Annotated in this window: 12 protein-coding genes and 1 pseudogene; 7 read left to right on the top strand and 6 right to left on the bottom strand. The window is 73.2% G+C overall.

Annotated elements, in window-relative coordinates:
• Nucleotides 1–7 precede the first annotated feature (7 nt).
• The 5 genes from AVL59_RS01390 (at nt 8) to AVL59_RS01370 (ending at nt 8,146) form a co-directional block, all read left to right on the top strand.
• Nucleotides 8–1,603 carry a SagB family peptide dehydrogenase gene (locus AVL59_RS01390; protein WP_067299385.1) on the top strand — a complete coding sequence of 532 codons (1,596 nt, stop codon included), beginning with the start codon at nt 8–10 and terminating at the stop codon, nt 1,601–1,603.
• A gap of 22 nt (nt 1,604–1,625) precedes the next feature.
• On the top strand, nt 1,626–2,438 hold the full coding sequence (locus AVL59_RS01385) for an HlyD family efflux transporter periplasmic adaptor subunit (protein ID WP_067299384.1): 813 nt from the start codon (nt 1,626–1,628) through the stop codon (nt 2,436–2,438).
• 12 nt (nt 2,439–2,450) lie between these two features.
• The gene (locus AVL59_RS01380) at nt 2,451–4,733 is read left to right on the top strand and encodes an NHLP family bacteriocin export ABC transporter peptidase/permease/ATPase subunit (protein WP_067299383.1); all 2,283 of its coding nucleotides are present in this window, start codon (nt 2,451–2,453) and stop codon (nt 4,731–4,733) included.
• Entirely contained in the window at nt 4,730–7,729 is a 3,000-nt protein-coding gene (locus tag AVL59_RS01375; RefSeq protein ID WP_067299382.1) for an NHLP bacteriocin export ABC transporter permease/ATPase subunit, read from the top strand. Before AVL59_RS01380 ends, AVL59_RS01375 begins: the two co-directional genes overlap by 4 nt.
• Before the next feature lie 66 nt (nt 7,730–7,795).
• Complete coding sequence (locus AVL59_RS01370) at nt 7,796–8,146, top strand: YciI family protein (protein WP_067299381.1); 351 nt, start codon at nt 7,796–7,798, stop codon at nt 8,144–8,146.
• Nucleotides 8,147–8,193: 47 nt separating this feature from the next.
• Here AVL59_RS01370 and AVL59_RS56815 read toward each other — a convergent pair.
• Together AVL59_RS56815 and AVL59_RS01360 are read right to left on the bottom strand one after the other, a co-directional pair.
• Nucleotides 8,194–8,358 (bottom strand): annotated as a pseudogene (locus AVL59_RS56815) (DUF4097 family beta strand repeat-containing protein); the annotation flags it as partial.
• Nucleotides 8,359–8,477: 119 nt separating this feature from the next.
• The gene (locus tag AVL59_RS01360) at nt 8,478–9,428 is read right to left on the bottom strand and encodes a LysR family transcriptional regulator (protein WP_067299379.1); all 951 of its coding nucleotides are present in this window, start codon (nt 9,426–9,428) and stop codon (nt 8,478–8,480) included.
• Between the two features lie 139 nt (nt 9,429–9,567).
• On the opposite strand from AVL59_RS01360, the gene AVL59_RS01355 reads away from it, so the two are divergent.
• Both AVL59_RS01355 and AVL59_RS01350 read left to right on the top strand, forming a co-directional pair.
• Complete coding sequence (locus tag AVL59_RS01355; RefSeq protein WP_067316765.1) at nt 9,568–10,488, top strand: zinc-binding dehydrogenase; 921 nt, start codon at nt 9,568–9,570, stop codon at nt 10,486–10,488.
• A 47-nt stretch (nt 10,489–10,535) separates the two neighbouring features.
• Nucleotides 10,536–10,970, top strand: coding sequence for a nuclear transport factor 2 family protein (locus AVL59_RS01350; RefSeq protein WP_067299378.1), 435 nt, complete (start codon nt 10,536–10,538; stop codon nt 10,968–10,970).
• A gap of 110 nt (nt 10,971–11,080) precedes the next feature.
• Here AVL59_RS01350 and AVL59_RS01345 read toward each other — a convergent pair whose 3' ends face one another.
• From AVL59_RS01345 to AVL59_RS01330, 4 genes are read right to left on the bottom strand one after another with little or no spacing between them, the layout of a single operon-like run.
• The gene (locus tag AVL59_RS01345) at nt 11,081–12,295 is read right to left on the bottom strand and encodes an amidohydrolase (RefSeq protein WP_067299377.1); all 1,215 of its coding nucleotides are present in this window, start codon (nt 12,293–12,295) and stop codon (nt 11,081–11,083) included.
• Nucleotides 12,292–13,071, bottom strand: a complete 780-nt coding sequence (locus tag AVL59_RS01340) for a TetR/AcrR family transcriptional regulator (protein WP_067299376.1) — start codon at nt 13,069–13,071, stop codon at nt 12,292–12,294. The genes AVL59_RS01345 and AVL59_RS01340 overlap by 4 nt, the downstream gene beginning before the upstream one ends.
• Nucleotides 13,065–15,005, bottom strand: a complete 1,941-nt coding sequence (locus AVL59_RS01335; RefSeq protein ID WP_067299375.1) for a hypothetical protein — start codon at nt 15,003–15,005, stop codon at nt 13,065–13,067. The genes AVL59_RS01340 and AVL59_RS01335 overlap by 7 nt, the downstream gene beginning before the upstream one ends.
• Nucleotides 14,995–16,131 carry a cytochrome P450 gene (locus AVL59_RS01330; protein WP_067299374.1) on the bottom strand — a complete coding sequence of 379 codons (1,137 nt, stop codon included), beginning with the start codon at nt 16,129–16,131 and terminating at the stop codon, nt 14,995–14,997. Before AVL59_RS01330 ends, AVL59_RS01335 begins: the two co-directional genes overlap by 11 nt.
• Between the last annotated feature and the right edge of the window lie 6 nt (nt 16,132–16,137).

The following is a 16,137-nucleotide window of genomic DNA, read 5'->3' as shown; positions in this document are numbered from 1 at the left end:
CCCAGAGATGACCGTAGAGACGACAGCCGCGCAGACCGCGGCACAGACGACCGCCGCACAGACCGGTGCGCGGACGACCACCGCGGCGCCGACCGGCCTCGCCGCCCCCACGACCGGGACCGGCACCGCCCGGGTGGTCCGCCGCGTCCGGCTGCGTCGCGACGCCGGCTGCGACCCGGCGCCGGCCGCCGCCCGCACGGTCCGGCTCACCGGCCCCGTCGGCTCGTTGAACCTGCCGGACCTGTCCGCCGGAGCCCGCGAGGCGGTGGCCGCGCTGGCCTTCGCAGAACACACCGAGGACGATCTCGGGGCCCTGGTGGCCGCCCGGGACGGCGAGAGCGGGCTGCTGCGCTGGCAGCTGACCTTCCGCCGGCTCGGCATGGCCGGAATGCTGGAGCACTCCGTCCACCGGGTGACGGGGGCCGCCGACGAGCCGCTGGCCCGGCTGCGGCCGATCGGCCGGGGCGCCGCCCTGCCGGGCCCCGTCCCCGACCCCACCCGGCAGGTGAAGCTCTCCCGCTTCGCCACCGCCGGGGCCGAGGACGGCGCGCTGGTGATCCGCGCGCCGGGCAGTGCGCTGGCCGTGGAGCTGGGCACCGGGGCGGCGGGGCTGCTTCCCGCTCTCGCCGGGTGGACCAGCCCCGCCGCGCTCGCGCAGCTGCCCGGCGGGCTCACCCTGGACGCCGTCCGCCAGATCCTCCGGCTGTTCGACGTGGCCGGACTGCTGGCCTACGGCTCGGCCGGGCAGGAACCGGAGGCGAGCGAGCGGCGGTTCGCCCAGTGGTCGGCGCTCGACCTGATGTTCCACTCCCGCACCAGGCGGCCCTCGACGGTGGCCGGGTACGGCGGTACGTACCGGTTCGGCGACCGCTTCGCACCCGAGCCCGCCTCTCCCCCGCCCTTTCCCGGCGAGAAGGTCGCGCTGGCCGTTCCGGATCTCGCCGCACTCGCCCGTACGGACAAGCCGCTCACCGAGGTGCTGGAGCAGCGCCGTTCGGTCCGCGACCACGACGAACAGTCGCCGCTGACCGTGGACCGGCTCGGTGAGCTGCTCTACCGCACCATGCGCCGTCGGCAGACCTTCACCGGCGGGGACCGCCAGGAGCATGCCGACCGTCCGTACCCGAGCGGCGGCGCGGTGCACGAGCTGGAGGTCTATCCGCTGGTGACGGAGTGCGCGGGCCTGAAGCCGGGGCTGTGGCACTACGCGACCGACCGGCACGAGCTGGAGCTGGTCGCCGAGCCGGGCCCGGCCACCGCGGCGCTGGTCGCCGGTGCCCGCGAGTCCGCCCTGATGGCGTCCGACCCTCAGGTGGTGCTGCTGGTCACCGCCCGTTTCGGCCGGGTCATGTGGAAGTACGAGACGGTCGCCTATCCGCTGATCCTGAAGCACGTCGGCGTGCTCTACCAGACCTTCTATCTGGTCGCCACCGCGATGGACCTCGCGGTCTGCGGCCTCGGCGGAGGCGACGCGGCCGACTTCGCCGCGGCCAGCGGTCTGGACTTCTTCACCGAGGGCACGGTCGGGGAACTGGTCGTCGGAAGCAAGCCGATGACGCTCCGTCAGGACGTCGGCGTCCCGCGAAGAGAGCCCAAGAGATGACATCCCGAGGAGGGGACCGGCGATGAAGTTCCGCTTCAAGGCTCTGCAGCGGATGCGGGAGCCGGACGAGCTCGACTCGCCGACCCTGCTGGCCGCGCCACGCGGCTGGATCGCGCTGTTCGTCGTTCTGATCACCATGAGCGCGGCGCTGCTGTGGACCTTCGCCGGCCGGATCCCGATCACCGTGGACGCGCCCGGCCTGCTCACCCGCCCCAGCGGCACCGCGATGATCCAGAGCCCGTACAGCGGGATGGTGCGCAGCGTCCTGACACGGCCTGCCGACAGTGTCCGGCCCGGGGAGACGGTGATCAAGGTGCAGGACGCCCGGGGCCGGCTCCAGGCGATCACCAGCCCCTTCGGCGGGCGGGTGGTCGGGCTGTCCGTCACCGACGGGCAGGTGGTCGCGCCGGGCTCGCCCGTCGCCTCGGTCGAGCGCACCGACCATGCCGGGGACCGGATGGTCGCGATGGTCTTCGTCCCCGCCACCCGCGCGGCCGGACTCGGGCAGGGCGACTCCGTGGACCTCTCGGTGTCCACCGCGCCTGCCGGCGCCTTCGGCCTGCTGCGCGGGAGGATCAGCTCGATCAGCCCGTACGCGCTCACCAAGGAGGCCGTGTCCGGCCTGGTCGGCGGGGAGCTGGCGGCCCGGCCCTATCTGAACGGGGCACCGCCGCGGCTGGTGGTGGTGGATCTGATTCCCGACGCGTCGACCCGGAGCGGCTTCGCCTGGACTTCGCAGAGCGGTCCGCCGATGCCGCTGGACACCCAGGTCTCGGTCACCGCGACGATCAACGTGGGCCGGCAGACGCCGTTCGATCTGATTCTCGGCCGCTGAGGGGGTGCTGCGATGACATCCACGATGCCTGAGACCCGGCGCGACGCACCGGGTGCGAGCCCCGGCGGCACCGCCGGGCGCGGCGGGCCCCGTTCCGGAAGCCGCTGGGCGCGGCGGCCCCGCCCCTGGCGGCACGCCGTTCCCACCGTCCTGCAGATGGAATCGGTGGAGTGCGGCGCGGCCAGCCTCGCCATGATCCTCGCCCACCACGGCCGCCACGTTCCGCTGGAGGACCTGCGCGGCGTGTGCGGGGTGTCCCGGGACGGCGCCCGCGCGTCCACGCTGCTCTCCGCCGCCCGCACCTTCGGCCTGACGGCCCGCGGCTACCAGACGGAGGCCGACCAGCTGCGCGACCTGGCCGGGCCGGTGATCATCTTCTGGGCCTTCCAGCACTTCATGGTGGTCGAGGGGATCCGTACCCGGTACGGCCGGACCGTCGTCGCGGTCAACGATCCGGCGAGCGGGCCGCGGCTGATGGAGTGGGACGAGTTCGACTCCGGCTTCACCGGGATCGTGCTGTCCTTCGAGAAGGGCCCGGACTTCCGGCCCGGAGGCAGCAGGGGCGGAGTCGGGCGCGCCCTGCTGGAGCGGCGGCTGCCGACCGGACGGGCGATGCCGCTGGTTCTGCTGGCCAGTCTGCTGCTGGTCGTCCCGGGCATCGCGATCCCCGCGTACACCCGGGTCTTCATCGACCGGGTACTGGCCGGCAGCGGGAGCGGCTATCTCCTCCCGCTGCTGGTCGCCATGGCCCTGACCTCGGTAGCGGTCTTCATCCTCACCTCGGTGCAGCGGCACTACCTGTTGCGGCTGGAGATCCGGATGGGGCTGGTGAGTTCGGCCCGGTTCTTCCGCCATCTGCTGCGGCTGCCCGTGGACTTCTTCCTGCAGCGGCGCCCTGCCGAGGTCGCCAAGCGGGTGGCCGGCAACGACATGGTCGCCGAGATCCTGTCCCGGGACCTCGCGCTGACCGTGATCAACCTGGGCCTGGTGCTCTTCTACGCGGCGATCCTGATCCGCTACGACATCCTGCTCGGGGTGATCGGGGTGGGCATGGCGCTGCTCAACGTCGTCGTGCTGCACGCCGTGTCACGCGCCCGGACGGACGCGGTGGCCGCCCTGCGCACGGACCGCGGCAATCTGACGGCGACCACCTTCACCACCCTGTCGCTGATCGAGACGGTCAAGGCGACCGGCGCCGAACCGGAGGCCTTCAGCCGTTGGGGCGGCTTCCTGGCCAAGGTGGTCTCCGCCAAGCAGAAGCTCGGCATCCCCAGCGCCGTGCTCACCGTGGTGCCCCCGATGCTGGCCGCCCTCAACAGCGGTCTCATCCTGCTGGTGGGCGGGCAGCGGGTGGTGGACGGAGCGATGAGCGTGGGCCTGCTGGTCTCGTTCCAGACGCTGCTGTCCGCGCTCAGCCGCCCGGTCGCCCAACTGACCAACCTGGGAGGCCGACTGCAGGATGTCACGGCCGACATCAAGCGGCTGTACGACGTCGAGCGCTACCCGGTGGCCGCCTGCTTCGCCACCGCCGACCCTGAGGCCACCGCCAAACTCGACGGCACGCTGGAGTTCGAGAACGTCGGTTTCAGCTACAGCCCGCTGTCGGAACCGGTGATCAAAGAGCTGAGCCTGACCGTGGTGCCGGGCCGCCGGGTCGCCGTGGTCGGCGGCTCGGGCAGCGGAAAGTCCACCCTGGGCCGGCTGCTGACCGGGCTCTACGCCCCCGGCGAGGGACGAATCCTGCTCGACGGCAGACCCCGCGAGGAGATCTCGCGCACCGTGCTGGCCACCTCGCTCGCCTATGTCGACCAGGACATCTCGCTCTTCGAGGGCACTGTCCGCGACAACCTGACGCTGTGGAACGACGACGTGTCCGACGAGGCGGTCACCGCCGCGCTGCGTGACGCGGCCGTCTTCGACACCGTGATGACCCGGCCCGGCGGTGTCCACAGCCCGGTCCTGGAGGGCGGCCGCAACTTCAGCGGCGGGCAGCGCCAGCGCCTGGAGCTGGCCAGAGCACTCGCCACGGAGCCCACCCTGCTGGTGCTCGACGAGGCGACCAGCGCGCTCGACCCGGAGACCGAACGCACCATCATGGACAACCTGCGCCGACGAGGCTGCGCCTGCCTGATCATCGCCCACCGGCTCTCCACGGTCCGCGACGCCGACGAGATCGTCGTACTGCAGCAGGGCCGGATCGTCGAACGAGGCACCCACGAGGAGCTGCTGGCGCTGGGCGGACACTACACCGCCCTCATCGAGTCCTCGCGGCGCGAGGAGGAGGACGAGCTGTGAGTACCGCCGTCACCGACAAGGCCCCGGTCACCGGCAGAGACCCCGCGACCGGCAGCGCCTTCGCCGCGTACTTCACCGAGGCAGCCGACCCGGTGGACCAGCAGGCGGACCGCTACCTCGTCCTGGACGACCCGAGCCGGATGCTGCTCGTGCTGGCCGGCGCCGTCGATCTGTTCGCGGTACGGCTCTCCGACCGGGAACCCAGCGGCCGTTGGCACTTCCTGTGCCGGATCGAGGCCGGCACCCTGCTGCCCGGCGCACCCGCCGGCCCGCTGCACGGCATCGTGGCCCGCCCGGTGCTCGGCGCCGAGGTCTCCTTCCTGGCCGGCGCCTGGACCGAGGGACTCGCGGCGCTGGGACGCCCGTGCGGTACCGCGGCCGGGGCCGCCGCCCGGGCCCTTTCCGCATCCGAACAGCAGCAGGCCGTGGACCAGTTCCTGGGCGGACTCGCCAAGGGCATCACGGCGCTCGCCGGCGCCCTGCGCGACACCCTGCCGCCGCGCGATTTCACTCCGCTGTCCACCACCGGGCCCACCACGCTCAAGAAGGGCCAGGCGCTCCGCTCGGTGGACGGGGTGCGGTGGGTGCGGATCGAGGACGGCACCGTCGAGCTGCCCGAGGGGGCGGACGGCGAGCTCACCGCCGGAGCGGACGTGTGCCTCACCGAGCGGGACTGGCTCGTCGCGAGCGGCGCCGCGACCGTCAGTGCCCGTTCGCTGCCCGAACTGCTCGACGGGGGCGAGCTGTGGGAGCGGCTGGAGACGCACTGCGGCCGACTGCTCTACACCGTGGACCGCCGGGTCGAGACCCGGTGCGCGGCCGAGACCGAACTGCTCGCCGCCCGCCGGGAGCGTGACGCCGGCACCCTGGCGCACTCCGCTCGCGGCTTCGAGTCCGTCCTGCACGACACGTCCTCGCGGGTCCGGATCGGTGACGCGGCCGGCGACCCGCCGACCCTCGCGGCGGCCCGGCTGGTCGCCGGCCACCAGGGCTTCACCGTCAAGGCGCCGGTGGCGGGCAACGGCCACGACCGGCATCTGGACGAGCTCCAGGCCATCGCCCTCGCCTCGGGCGTCCGCACCCGCACCGTCCGGCTCGACGGCCGCTGGTGGCGCGGGGACCTCGGCCCCATGGTCGGCTACCGCAAGGTCGGCGGCGACGCGGTGGCGCTGCTCCCGGTGAGCGGCCGCTACGTCCTGGCCGAGAACGGCACGGTCACCCCGCTCACCCCCGAACTCGCCGGCGAGCTGCAGAACAAGGCGACGGTGCTCTACCGTCCGCTGCCGCTCACCGTCCGCACGGTCGGCGGGCTGCTGCGCTTCGGGATGCGCAACAACCGGCGCGATCTGTGGATGTTCGCGGGGATGGCCGTGCTGATCGCGGTGATCGGGCTGCTGGTCCCGGTGATGACGGGTGCGGTGCTCGGCACCTTCGTGGCACACGCCCAGCGCGGCCTGATCACCGAGGGCGCGGTGGTGGTGATCGGTTCCGCGATGGCCGTCGCCGCGCTCTCCGTGGTGCAGAACATCGCCGTGCTGCGCATCGAGAGCCGCTCGACCGCCGCCATGCAGGTGGGAGTCTGGACCCGGCTGCTCTCGCTGCCCGCGTCGTTCTTCTCCGGCTACTCCACCGGGGAACTGGGGACGACCGTGCTGGGCGTCAGCGCGGCGCAGGAGACCCTGTCGGGGATGATGACCACCGCGACCCTCGGGTTGCTCACCGGCCTGGCCAACCTGGTGCTGGTCTACTTCTACGATCTGCGGCTGGCGGGCCTGGCGACCGCGCTGGTGCTGTTCGGCGCCGGCTTCGGGCTGCTCGCCGGGCGGCTGGAACTCCGCTGGCAGCGGCGGCTCTACGCACACGAGCAGGCGATGTCCTCGCGCGTCTTCCAACTGCTCACCGCCGTACCGAAGTTGCGGGTCACCGCGGCCGAGGACCGGGTGTTCGGGGTGTGGGCCGCGGAGTTCGGCAAGGGGCGCGGTCTGGCCGCCTCCGCACGCCGCGTCCAGAACGCCGTCACCACCTTCAACGCCGGTTTTCCCCTGGTGTGTTCGGTGGTCATCTTCGGTGTGATCGCCGGCCCGCTGGACGGCGACGTCCCGATCCCGGTCTTCCTCTCCTTCTTCACCGCGTTCAATCTGCTGATCGCGTCGAGCCTGCAGTTCACCTCGGCGGCGGTCACCGCCCTGGGTGTGGTGCCGATGCTGGAGCGGCTGCGGCCGATCCTGGAGGGCACGCCGGAGGTGGACGACACCAAGGCGGACCCGGGCGACCTGTCCGGCCGGCTGGGTCTGAGCCATGTCACCTTCCGCTACGGCCAGGACGGCCCGGCCGCCCTGCAGGACGTCACGCTGACCATCGAGCCCGGGGAGTTCGTGGCGATCGTCGGACCGTCCGGCAGTGGCAAGTCGACGGTGCTGCGGCTGCTGCTCGGCTTCGAGCGGCCGGAGAGCGGGACGGTGCTCTACGACGGACAGGACCTGGGCGAGCTGGAGGTCTCGGCGGTACGCCGGCAGTGCGGCGTGGTGCTGCAGCACGGGGCGCTGCTGGCCGGGGACATCAAGGCCAACATCGTCGGCAGCACCAACCACACGCTGGACGACGCCTGGGCGGCTGCCGAGATGGCCGGAATCGACAAGGACATCGCGGCCCTGCCGATGGGCATGAACACCGTGCTCTCGGAGGGCACCAGCACCCTCAGCGGCGGACAGCGCCAGCGCCTGATGATCGCCCGCGCGCTGGTCTCCCGGCCCCGCATCGTCTTCTTCGACGAGGCCACCAGCGCACTGGACAACCCGACCCAGCGCCTGGTCACCGAGAGCACCCGGCGCCTGAACGCCACCCGGGTGGTGATCGCGCACCGGCTCTCCACGGTCGCCGAAGCCGACCGGATCATCGTCATGGACCAGGGCCGGGTCGTCCAGCAGGGCCGGTACGAGGAACTGCTCGCCGCCCGGGACGGGCTCTTCGCCCGCCTGGCGAGCCGTCAGATGTAGCCGGTGCGACGGCGCCGACCGGAAAGCCGCCGGGAAACCGGCAAGCCGCCTGGAAAGGGGACGAACATGGAATTCGCGCTGCTGGTCTTCGGGCAGGAGACGGACTGGGACCGGATGACCCCGCAGGAACGCGAGGAGCGCTTCACCGCCAACCGCGCGTACGGCCGCGCGATGACGGAGGCAGGCGTCCGGATCGTCTACGGAGCACGGCTCGCCCGCCCTGCCTGTGCCGAACACGAGGAGCGCGCCGGCGAAGGGGTACGGGAGGTCGGCGGACTCTGGATCATCGACGTCCCCTCCGAGGAAGAGGCGCTGAGCTGGGCGCGAGCGATGCCGCTCAGCGATTCGGGCCGGGTGGAGGTCCGCCGCTGCGACGGCCCGCCGCGCGACCGTGAGTCGGCCCGCCCGCCCGCCTGACCGGACCGGCCGAGGGGGTGCCCGGCTTCGGGCACCCCCTCGCGGCCGTGGATGCTCAGGCCCGGGGTGCCGTCGGCGTTCTTGGGCGCGTTGTGGATCCGGCCGTGGGCGGTGCCGGCGTCCAGGGCGGCCGAGACGCCGCGGGCGGCACCGACGGAGATGTCGCCGTTCTCGGTGCGCAGGGTGACCGTGCCGCGCACGGCCCCTGCCGTTGCAATGGAGTGGCGGTGAACGCTATGCCGAAAAGGCCGGGAGGCAGGACGCCGTCCGGCAGCTGAACCGTGCTGACGCCCAAGCCGAAGCGGCGGGACCGTGGTGGGCGCGAAGGCTCCTAACCGACCGCGAGTTTCGGATGGTCGGTGTCGGGGAGCCAGTCGCGCTGCGGTTCGTACTCCAGCCAGCGCCGGGTACGGCCGGCTTCGGCGAAGCCGCGCAGCAAGGTGTCGAGCAGAGGGTGGCGGGACGACTCCCGCCAGGCCAGCGACCACGCGTACAGCGGTGTCGGCTCGACGAGCGGGATACAGCGCAGGCCCATATGGTCCGGCAGCGGCGCGTCCGCGGGGAAGACGGTGAAGCCCTCGGGGTCGGTGCGCAGGCGCTGGACGAGATGGTCCAGGCCCAGATTGGGGCCGTCCTGCCGCCGCGTGATCCGGAATTCGTCGGCGAAGCGGCGCAGGAAGTCCAGGCGGTTCAGTTCGGCCGGGCACCACAGGACACTGTCGCGCAGATCGGCCGGGCGCAGTGCGTCGGCGCCGGCCGACGGATGAGCCGGGCCGACCACCGCGTCGACGGGTTCCAGCCGCACCAGACGCTGGGTGAGTCCCGCGTCCCGGCCGTCGGGCAGCGGGTGCACCCGGCCGAATCCCAGGTCCGTGTCGCCGCGCAGCAGCGCCCCCGCGACCGACGGCCAGTCACGTCCCGGGCCCGGCTCCCACCGCACCGCGCCGAGCGCCCGTACCGCCTCGGCGACCGTGCGCATCGGCGCGTACAGATGGCCCCAGGTGTCGATCCGTACGACCGGTCCGGCGCCCGCCACCGCCGCGATCGCCCGCTCGCCCGCCGCGAGCGCCTCGCGCGCGGCCGGCAGGAACCGCTGCCCCGCCTCGCTCAGCCGGATGCCGCCCTGACGCTCGAACAGCCGGACGGCCAGCGACTCCTCCAGCCGCGCGATGCGTTTGGACAGCGCCTGCTGACTGGTGTTCAGCTCCTCGGCAGCCCGCCCGAAGTGCAGTGTCCCGGCGGTCGCGACAAAGGCGCGGACCAGGGCGAGGTCGAGGTCCATGCCGCTGACCTTATGCGACAACCCTCCGTTGTCGGCCAACCGGTTTTGTTGTTGGCCGGGCCTTGGTCCCGCCCGGTCGAATGGTTCCCGGAAGACAGCACCGGGGGAACGCCCCCGGGCCACCGAGGAGATGACCACGATGAAAGCCTTCGTACCGACCGGAGATCCCGCCGAGCCGGTCGTGCTCGCCGACGTCCCCGAGCCGACGCCGCGCCCCGACGAGGCGCTGGTGAAGGTCGAGGCGTTCTCGGTCAACCGGGGCGAGACCTTCAAGCTGGAGAAGCCCGCCCCCGGCGAGCGCCCCGGCAAGGACATCGCGGGCCTGGTGGTGCAGCCAGCCGCAGACGGCAGCGGACCCTCCGGGATCGCGCGGGTCGTCGGCCATCCCATGTCAGGCGGCTGGGCGGAGTACGTGGCGGTGCCGGCCGGCGCGCTCGCCGAGCTTCCGGACGACGTCTCCGTGCTCCAGGGCGCGGCACTGCCGCTGGCCGGGCTCACCGCGCTGCGGCTGCTGCGTGCTGCCGGACCGGTGCTCGGCCGGCGGATACTGCTGACCGGTGCCTCCGGCGGCGTGGGCCACTTCGTCACCGAACTCGCGGCCGCGGCCGGGGCTCAGGTCACCGCTGTGACCAGGGACGCCGAACGCGGCGCCCGGCTTGCCGAACTCGGCGCCGCCGAGATCGTCCATGACGTCGCCGACGCCCGCGGCCCGTACGACATCGTGCTGGAGTCGACCGGCGGCCACGCCCTGCCCCTCGCGCTCGCCCGGCTCGCCAGGCGCGGCACGCTGATCTGGTTCGGCCAGGCCAGCCGCACGGCGGCGACACTCGACTTCTTCGACTTCTTCACCGGGCCCGAATCGGCTGTCATCCGCCACTTCCACTACCTCGACGCCGACACCCGCCTCGACGACGACCTGGCGGCGCTCGTCCGGCTGACCGCCGAAGGCCGGCTGCACCCCGAGATCGGCCGCGTCACGGACTGGGCCGACACCGCGACCACCCTGACCGACCTGCGCGACCGCCGCATCCGCGGCAAGGCCGTCCTCACCCTCTCCTGAACCACGCCGGAACGACCGGACGCGACAACGACCGAAGGAGCAAGACCATGACCACCACCGACCCCAGGGCCGTCGTCATCCGCTACGTCGAGGCCGTGCGCGACGGCGCCGCCGACGTCATCCATGACAGCTTCGCCGCGGACGCGACCTGGCACTACCCGGGCGACCTGCCCATTTCCAAGGTGTGGCACGGCCGCGACGTGATCATCAACGAGTTCCTCGGCGGCCTGGGACCGGTCCTCGTCCCCGGCACCCTGGAGATCGAACTGGTCGGCACGATCGCCGAGGGCGACCGTGTGGTGGCCGAATGGACCTCCAAGGCCAAGACCGTGTACGGCGGCACCTACGACAACCGCTGCATGGGCATCTACACGGTGCGCGACGGCAAGATCGCCTCGGTCGTCGAGTACACCGACACCCAGCACGTGGCCGCGACCCTCTTCCCCGACCATGACGCCCACCGGTCCGCCGACACCGAATGAGCGGTGCTGAAGCGCCTGCGGGAACGGGCCGGGGTTCTCGAACCGGATCAGCGTGACCGTGGCCGTCGAACGGGCAGGCCGGCCGCCTGCCCGTTCCGCACCGGTGGCGATCAGGAACCGGCCCGACCGGCCGGCCCGTACAGATCGCCGGACAGCCCGGCCAGCAGTGCCTCACGCATCGCGGCGGTGGCGACGGCGAGGGTCGCCGGATGGGGGAGGTACGCGTCGGTGTGGCAGGCGGGCCGCACCGGACCGAGCCGACCGCCGGGTTCGCCGGACCCGACGAACCAGTACACGGCCGGACAGCCGAAGGCGCGCACGAGAAGGCTGACATCGTCCGAGGCGAGCGCGGGCGGGACGGAGAGATGGCCCATGGACAGCCGTTCGCGGTGGACCGCGGCCAGGCGGTCGCGGACCTGCGCGTCGTTCTCCACTCGGGGAACGTGCGTGTCATGGGTCAGCTGGACGTCGTCGCCGAAGGCGAGGCCCGCGGCGGCGGCCTCCGCCCGCACCAGCGCGTCGACGCGGTCGAGGACCGCCTGGCGCACGCGTTCCTCGAAGGTGCGGATGTTGACGGTCACGGCGGCGCGGGGCGCGCGCAGTCCCGGTGCGGACGGTGCCGCTATCCCGGGCACGGACACCACCGCCTGCTCGAACGGCGCCACGTCACGGCCCACCACGGTGTGCAGGCGCTGGGTGAGACCCGCGGCGAACAGCACCGGGTCCGGGCCGGAATCCGGCTGGCCGGTGTGCCCGCCCGGGGCGCGTGCCGTGACGACGAGCGTGTCCGCCGCGGCGAGCGCCGTCCCGGACGTGGAGACCAGCACACCGGCCGGTGCCATGGCCGAGACATGCTGGCTGAGCAGGACGTCGGGGCGCGGGACGACGTCGGCCAGGCCGTCCTCGACCATCCTGGCGGCGCCGCTGCCGAGTTCCTCCGCGGGCTGCAGGACGAGGACGATCCGCCCGGGCGGCAGGTCGGGCCGGGACGCGAGTTGCGCGGCCGCCCCGGCGAGTGCCGCCATGTGCAGGTCGTGCCCGCAGGCGTGCGTCACGCCGTCCACCTCGCTGGCGAAGGCCGCGCCGGTCCGCTCCTGGAGCGGCAGGGCGTCCAGCTCCGCGCGCGCCGCGACGACCGGGCCGGGGCCGCGGTCGAGCACCGCCGCGAGGCCGGTCCCCCCGATCCCGCGGGTCACCGTGAAGCCCTCGCGGCCGAGCACCTCGGCCAGGAGCCCGGCGGTGCGGTGCTCCTGGAATCCGAGCTCGGGACCGCGGTGCAGGGCTTGGTAGAGGGCCGGCGCCCAGTCCGGCAGCGGAAGGGTCACCGTTCGCCCGTCGTGGGGGTCGCCCGCATGGGGGTCCCGGACCGCAGCGGGCGGGCCGCCAGCATGGCCTTGGTCATCCGGTCGTGATCCGCCGGCTCCGGCGGGTCGACGGGTTCGAACGCCCGCCGCAGCACGGTCGCCATCATGCGGGAGGAGGCATTCGTCTCCTCCAGGTCGTCCGCGTGTCCGGCGCGGGCGACGAACCCGCTGACGACGGCCTCGATGGACAGCTGGCCCTCCGGGGAGCAGACCGCGTCGACGATCAGGCCGTGGTCCCGCAGCAACTCGAGGTACGGGAAACGCCCCAGGACCGAGACGAGGGAGATCCCGAGGGCGTCCGGGCTCCCCTGCGCCGCCACATGGGTGCCCAGCACACGCCCGTCACGGGTGTTGTAGGCCCGCAGCACCGGATTCGCCATGACCAGGCGGTACAGCACACAGCTCGTACCGTGCAGGGTGGCCATCCTGCGGTCCCCGGGCAGGTGCGCCATGAACTGGTCGTGCACACGGTCGAATTCGCGGACCAGTACGTCGTCGATGATGTCTTCTTTGCTGTTCCAGTGCTTGTACACCGTTCCCTTGCCGATGCCCACGTGCTCGGCGACGTCCTGAACGCTGATCTTCGGGTAGCCGATGCGCAGGATCAGGTCGACCATGGCGTCGAGGACCCGGGCGGAGCGGGTACATCGGCCGCCGGCCGCCTGCCCGGGCCGGAACGAGTCGGTGGTGACGTTGCCGAGTGGCTGTACGGCGCTCTGCCGAGCAGTGATCAACATCGTGTATCCCCCGTGAGTGTCGTGATTTTCGTGCTGACGAACGCTGTCTCGTCCACGTCGACGGTGATCGTCCCGTCAGGACCTGGGAAGCCGACGATCATCTGGAACAGCGGGGCGAGCCGCTCGTCCCCGGTCACCGCGGCGACCACGTCGGCGCGCAGGCTGTTGTGGATCCGCCCCGCGGCCCCTGCCGCCGCCGCACCGAGCAGGACCCGGTGCGCGATCCGCGCGGCCGCGGCGGTGATCTCGTGCAGCCGTCGCACGTCGGTGGTGGCCTCGTCGACCGGTGCCGCGACGATCACCGTCGCCACGGCACTGAGGTAGTCCGGGGCGAGCCAGCCCATCGCGTCCTGCCCGCGCTGGAGTCGCTCCGTGGGCTCCAGGCCCGCCCGGACCGGTTCCGGGCCCTGTCCGGTCACCCGGTAACACCCTGGTTCCCAGTGGCCGTCCGCGGCGTCGAGGCAGGGCCGGTGGACGACCAGGAAGGCGCTGAGCCGGTCGTCGGGAACGGCGGCCAGGTCGGCCGGCAGCGACCCGAGCCGACCGACCCGGTCGGCTCCCAGGGCGTTGAACACCCGGTGCCCGGAGCGTCGTTGCCGCACCAACGCCAGATGCCGGGCGAACGCCGGCGCGTCGAGGGCACGGTGCGGCGGGTCGAGGACGATCCGGCCGACCGGCCGCTCGTCCGGACCCAGGTCCAGCAGTTCGCCCCAGGGTCCGCTCCGGCCCCGCTCGCCCAGTTCGGCGACCGCGTCGGCGGCGATGCCCGCGTCGCGTGCCGCGTCGCCCAGCGCCGCCAGGGCCAGACCGGCCTCCTGGAGGCACAGCCGGGTCGCGTAGCGGTGGTAACGGTGGGAGACCTTGGTCTCGCGCACCGTCAGCACCAGGGTGAACCGGGACCCCGGCTCCGCCGACGCGGACCGGGAGACCGGGACCAGCCGCAGATCCCCGGGCTCGACGTACCAGGCGCCGGTGTCGGTCACCAGGTAGAGCTCGACCGGGTAGAACCCCCGCGCCGAGGGAAGCCCGCGGTGCGCCCAGCCGCCGGAGTGCGCGAGCTCTCCCGACTCCCAGCGCAGCGGGACGTGCACACACCACAGCAGGGCGCGGAGCCAGTCGGGCAGGCGCGGCCCTTCGCCTGCCGTGAGGGGCCGGACCGCGGCGGGCCGTGCGCACTCCGGCTCCGCCGCGGGCAGCAGGGAGGCCGGATCGAGCAGGAGCGCCCGCAGCTGATCGGACACCGGCCAAGGGTCGAGCAGCGGCGCGCCGGCACTCGTCCGCGGGCCGCGCCGGTCGAGGCCGGGCAGGTCGCGGGCGCCGGGCAGCGGGCGGGGCGGGCGGCCGAGGAACCGGGCCACGGCCTCCGCCGCGACCGCCGCTGCGGCCACGGCCCGCTCGACCTCGCCGATCGGCTCGACGAGCCAGCCGTCGTCCGGCGCCAGCCGCACCTCCACCTCGCCGATCCGCACCAGGACGCCGGGGGCGCCGGACGCGGCGGACGGCTCGGCCCGTACCGACAGCCGGTGCAGCGCCGCCTCCAGCGGCCGCAGCCAGTCCGCCGGCGCGCACACCGTGGCCCCGGCGGCGAGCAGTGCCGCGCATCGCTCATAGGGGGCGTCACTGAACAGGTCGGCGACGGCGAGGAGTTGGCCCGGGATGCCCTCGGGACGTGCGATGACCTCCCTGCGCAGAGCGCCGCAGCGCTCCAGGTGGTCCAGCCCTCGGCGGACCACCTCACGCCCGGACTCCGGCACCCGGTCCAGGACCGAGGACTCGGCCGTGCGGCCGTCCAGGAGCGGGGCGAGGCGGTGCAGCAGCGGATGGAGCGCGGCCGGGCCGCGGTGGTGGCCGGTGCGGGTGGTCAGCAGCGTGCCGTCCCGGCCGGCGACGGCGTGCACCGCGCTGAGCAGTCGCGGAAACAGGTCAGGCGCCATAGGCCTGCCCTGCGAGCACGAGACGCCGGATGGACAGGGTGGGCAGCGGGTGGAACTCCACCGGGGCCAGCACCGTCAGGCGGGCGAACCGGCGGACGACCGCGCGCACCGCGGCGACCGCCTCCAGCTGGGCCAGGGGACCGCCGAGGCAGTAGTGCACGCCGTGCCCGAAGGACAGGTGGCGACGGGCCGGACGGTCCAGCAGGAAGCGTTCCGGGTCCGGGTTCAGCAGCGGGTCGTGGTTCGCGGACAGGATCCACGCCGACACCAGGGCGCCGGCCGGGACGGTGACGCCGGACAGTGTGGCGTCACCCGCCGCGATCCTGGTCACCTGGGCGAAGGCGGGCCGGGTGCGCAGCGCCTCCAGAACCAGGTCCTCGATCCGGTCGTGGTCCCTGACCTCGGCGGCGAGCTCCGGCCGGACGCACAGTTCGCGGACCGCCGCGGCGATCAGCGAGGTGGTGGTGACATGCCCGGCCAGCAGGATCAGGCCGCTGAGCGAGGCGATCTCGTCGACCGTCGCCGGCGCTCCGTCCACCTCGGCGGTCGCCAGGCGTGACATCAGGTCCCGCACCGGCCGCGCCCGCTTCGCCGCCGCCACCTCGACCAGGTACCGGTGCATCGCGTCCATCTGCGCGGCGTCGCCCCGGCTGAACCCGACCGACCACGTACGGAACCGGCCGTGTTCCTCCTCGGGCAGCCCGAGGAACCGGGAGATGACCCGGATCGGCAGCGGATAGGCGAGGTCGCGCACGAGGTCGAACCGCTCCGGCGTGAGGCCGCTCACGAGTTCCCCGGCGATCTCGTCGATCGCCGGGGCGAGGCCCCCGACCGAGGCGGGCGTAAACGCCTGGTTGACGATCCGCCGCATCCGGGTGTGGTCCGGCGGGTCCATCATGGTCAGGTTGCCCCGCCCGAGCTGCGCGGTGGGCGGCATCATCCGGGTCCGGTCGGAGGAGAACAGTTCGCTGTCCGACAGCACGGTGCGCACGTCCTCGGCGCGGAACACATGGTGCATACCGGCGAGTTCCAGGACGGGGGCGTCCCGCCGCGCGTCCGCGAGCCAGCGCAACAGTCCGCTCCACCCCGCGCCGTCCAGCTCGGTCAGGGCCGGGAATCCGGCCATCGGCGC

The sequence above is a fragment of the Streptomyces griseochromogenes genome (genome assembly GCF_001542625.1).
Lineage (GTDB): Bacteria > Actinomycetota > Actinomycetes > Streptomycetales > Streptomycetaceae > Streptomyces > Streptomyces griseochromogenes.
This window is presented reverse-complemented; position numbering and strand designations above follow the sequence as displayed.

Excerpts from the sequence above, each read along its gene's own strand:
- AVL59_RS01390 (WP_067299385.1), top strand. The coding sequence starts at position 8 with ATGACCGTAGAGACGACAGCCGCGCAGACCGCGGCACAGACGACCGCC.
- AVL59_RS01380 (WP_067299383.1), top strand. The coding sequence starts at position 2,451 with ATGACATCCACGATGCCTGAGACCCGGCGCGACGCACCGGGTGCGAGC.
- AVL59_RS01335 (WP_067299375.1), bottom strand. The coding sequence starts at position 15,005 with ATGGCGCCTGACCTGTTTCCGCGACTGCTCAGCGCGGTGCACGCCGTC.
- AVL59_RS01355 (WP_067316765.1), top strand. The coding sequence starts at position 9,568 with ATGAAAGCCTTCGTACCGACCGGAGATCCCGCCGAGCCGGTCGTGCTC.
- AVL59_RS01330 (WP_067299374.1), bottom strand. The coding sequence starts at position 16,131 with ATGGCCGGATTCCCGGCCCTGACCGAGCTGGACGGCGCGGGGTGGAGC.
- AVL59_RS01350 (WP_067299378.1), top strand. The coding sequence starts at position 10,536 with ATGACCACCACCGACCCCAGGGCCGTCGTCATCCGCTACGTCGAGGCC.
- AVL59_RS01385 (WP_067299384.1), top strand. The coding sequence starts at position 1,626 with ATGAAGTTCCGCTTCAAGGCTCTGCAGCGGATGCGGGAGCCGGACGAG.
- AVL59_RS01360 (WP_067299379.1), bottom strand. The coding sequence starts at position 9,428 with ATGGACCTCGACCTCGCCCTGGTCCGCGCCTTTGTCGCGACCGCCGGG.
- AVL59_RS01340 (WP_067299376.1), bottom strand. The coding sequence starts at position 13,071 with ATGTTGATCACTGCTCGGCAGAGCGCCGTACAGCCACTCGGCAACGTC.
- AVL59_RS01370 (WP_067299381.1), top strand. The coding sequence starts at position 7,796 with ATGGAATTCGCGCTGCTGGTCTTCGGGCAGGAGACGGACTGGGACCGG.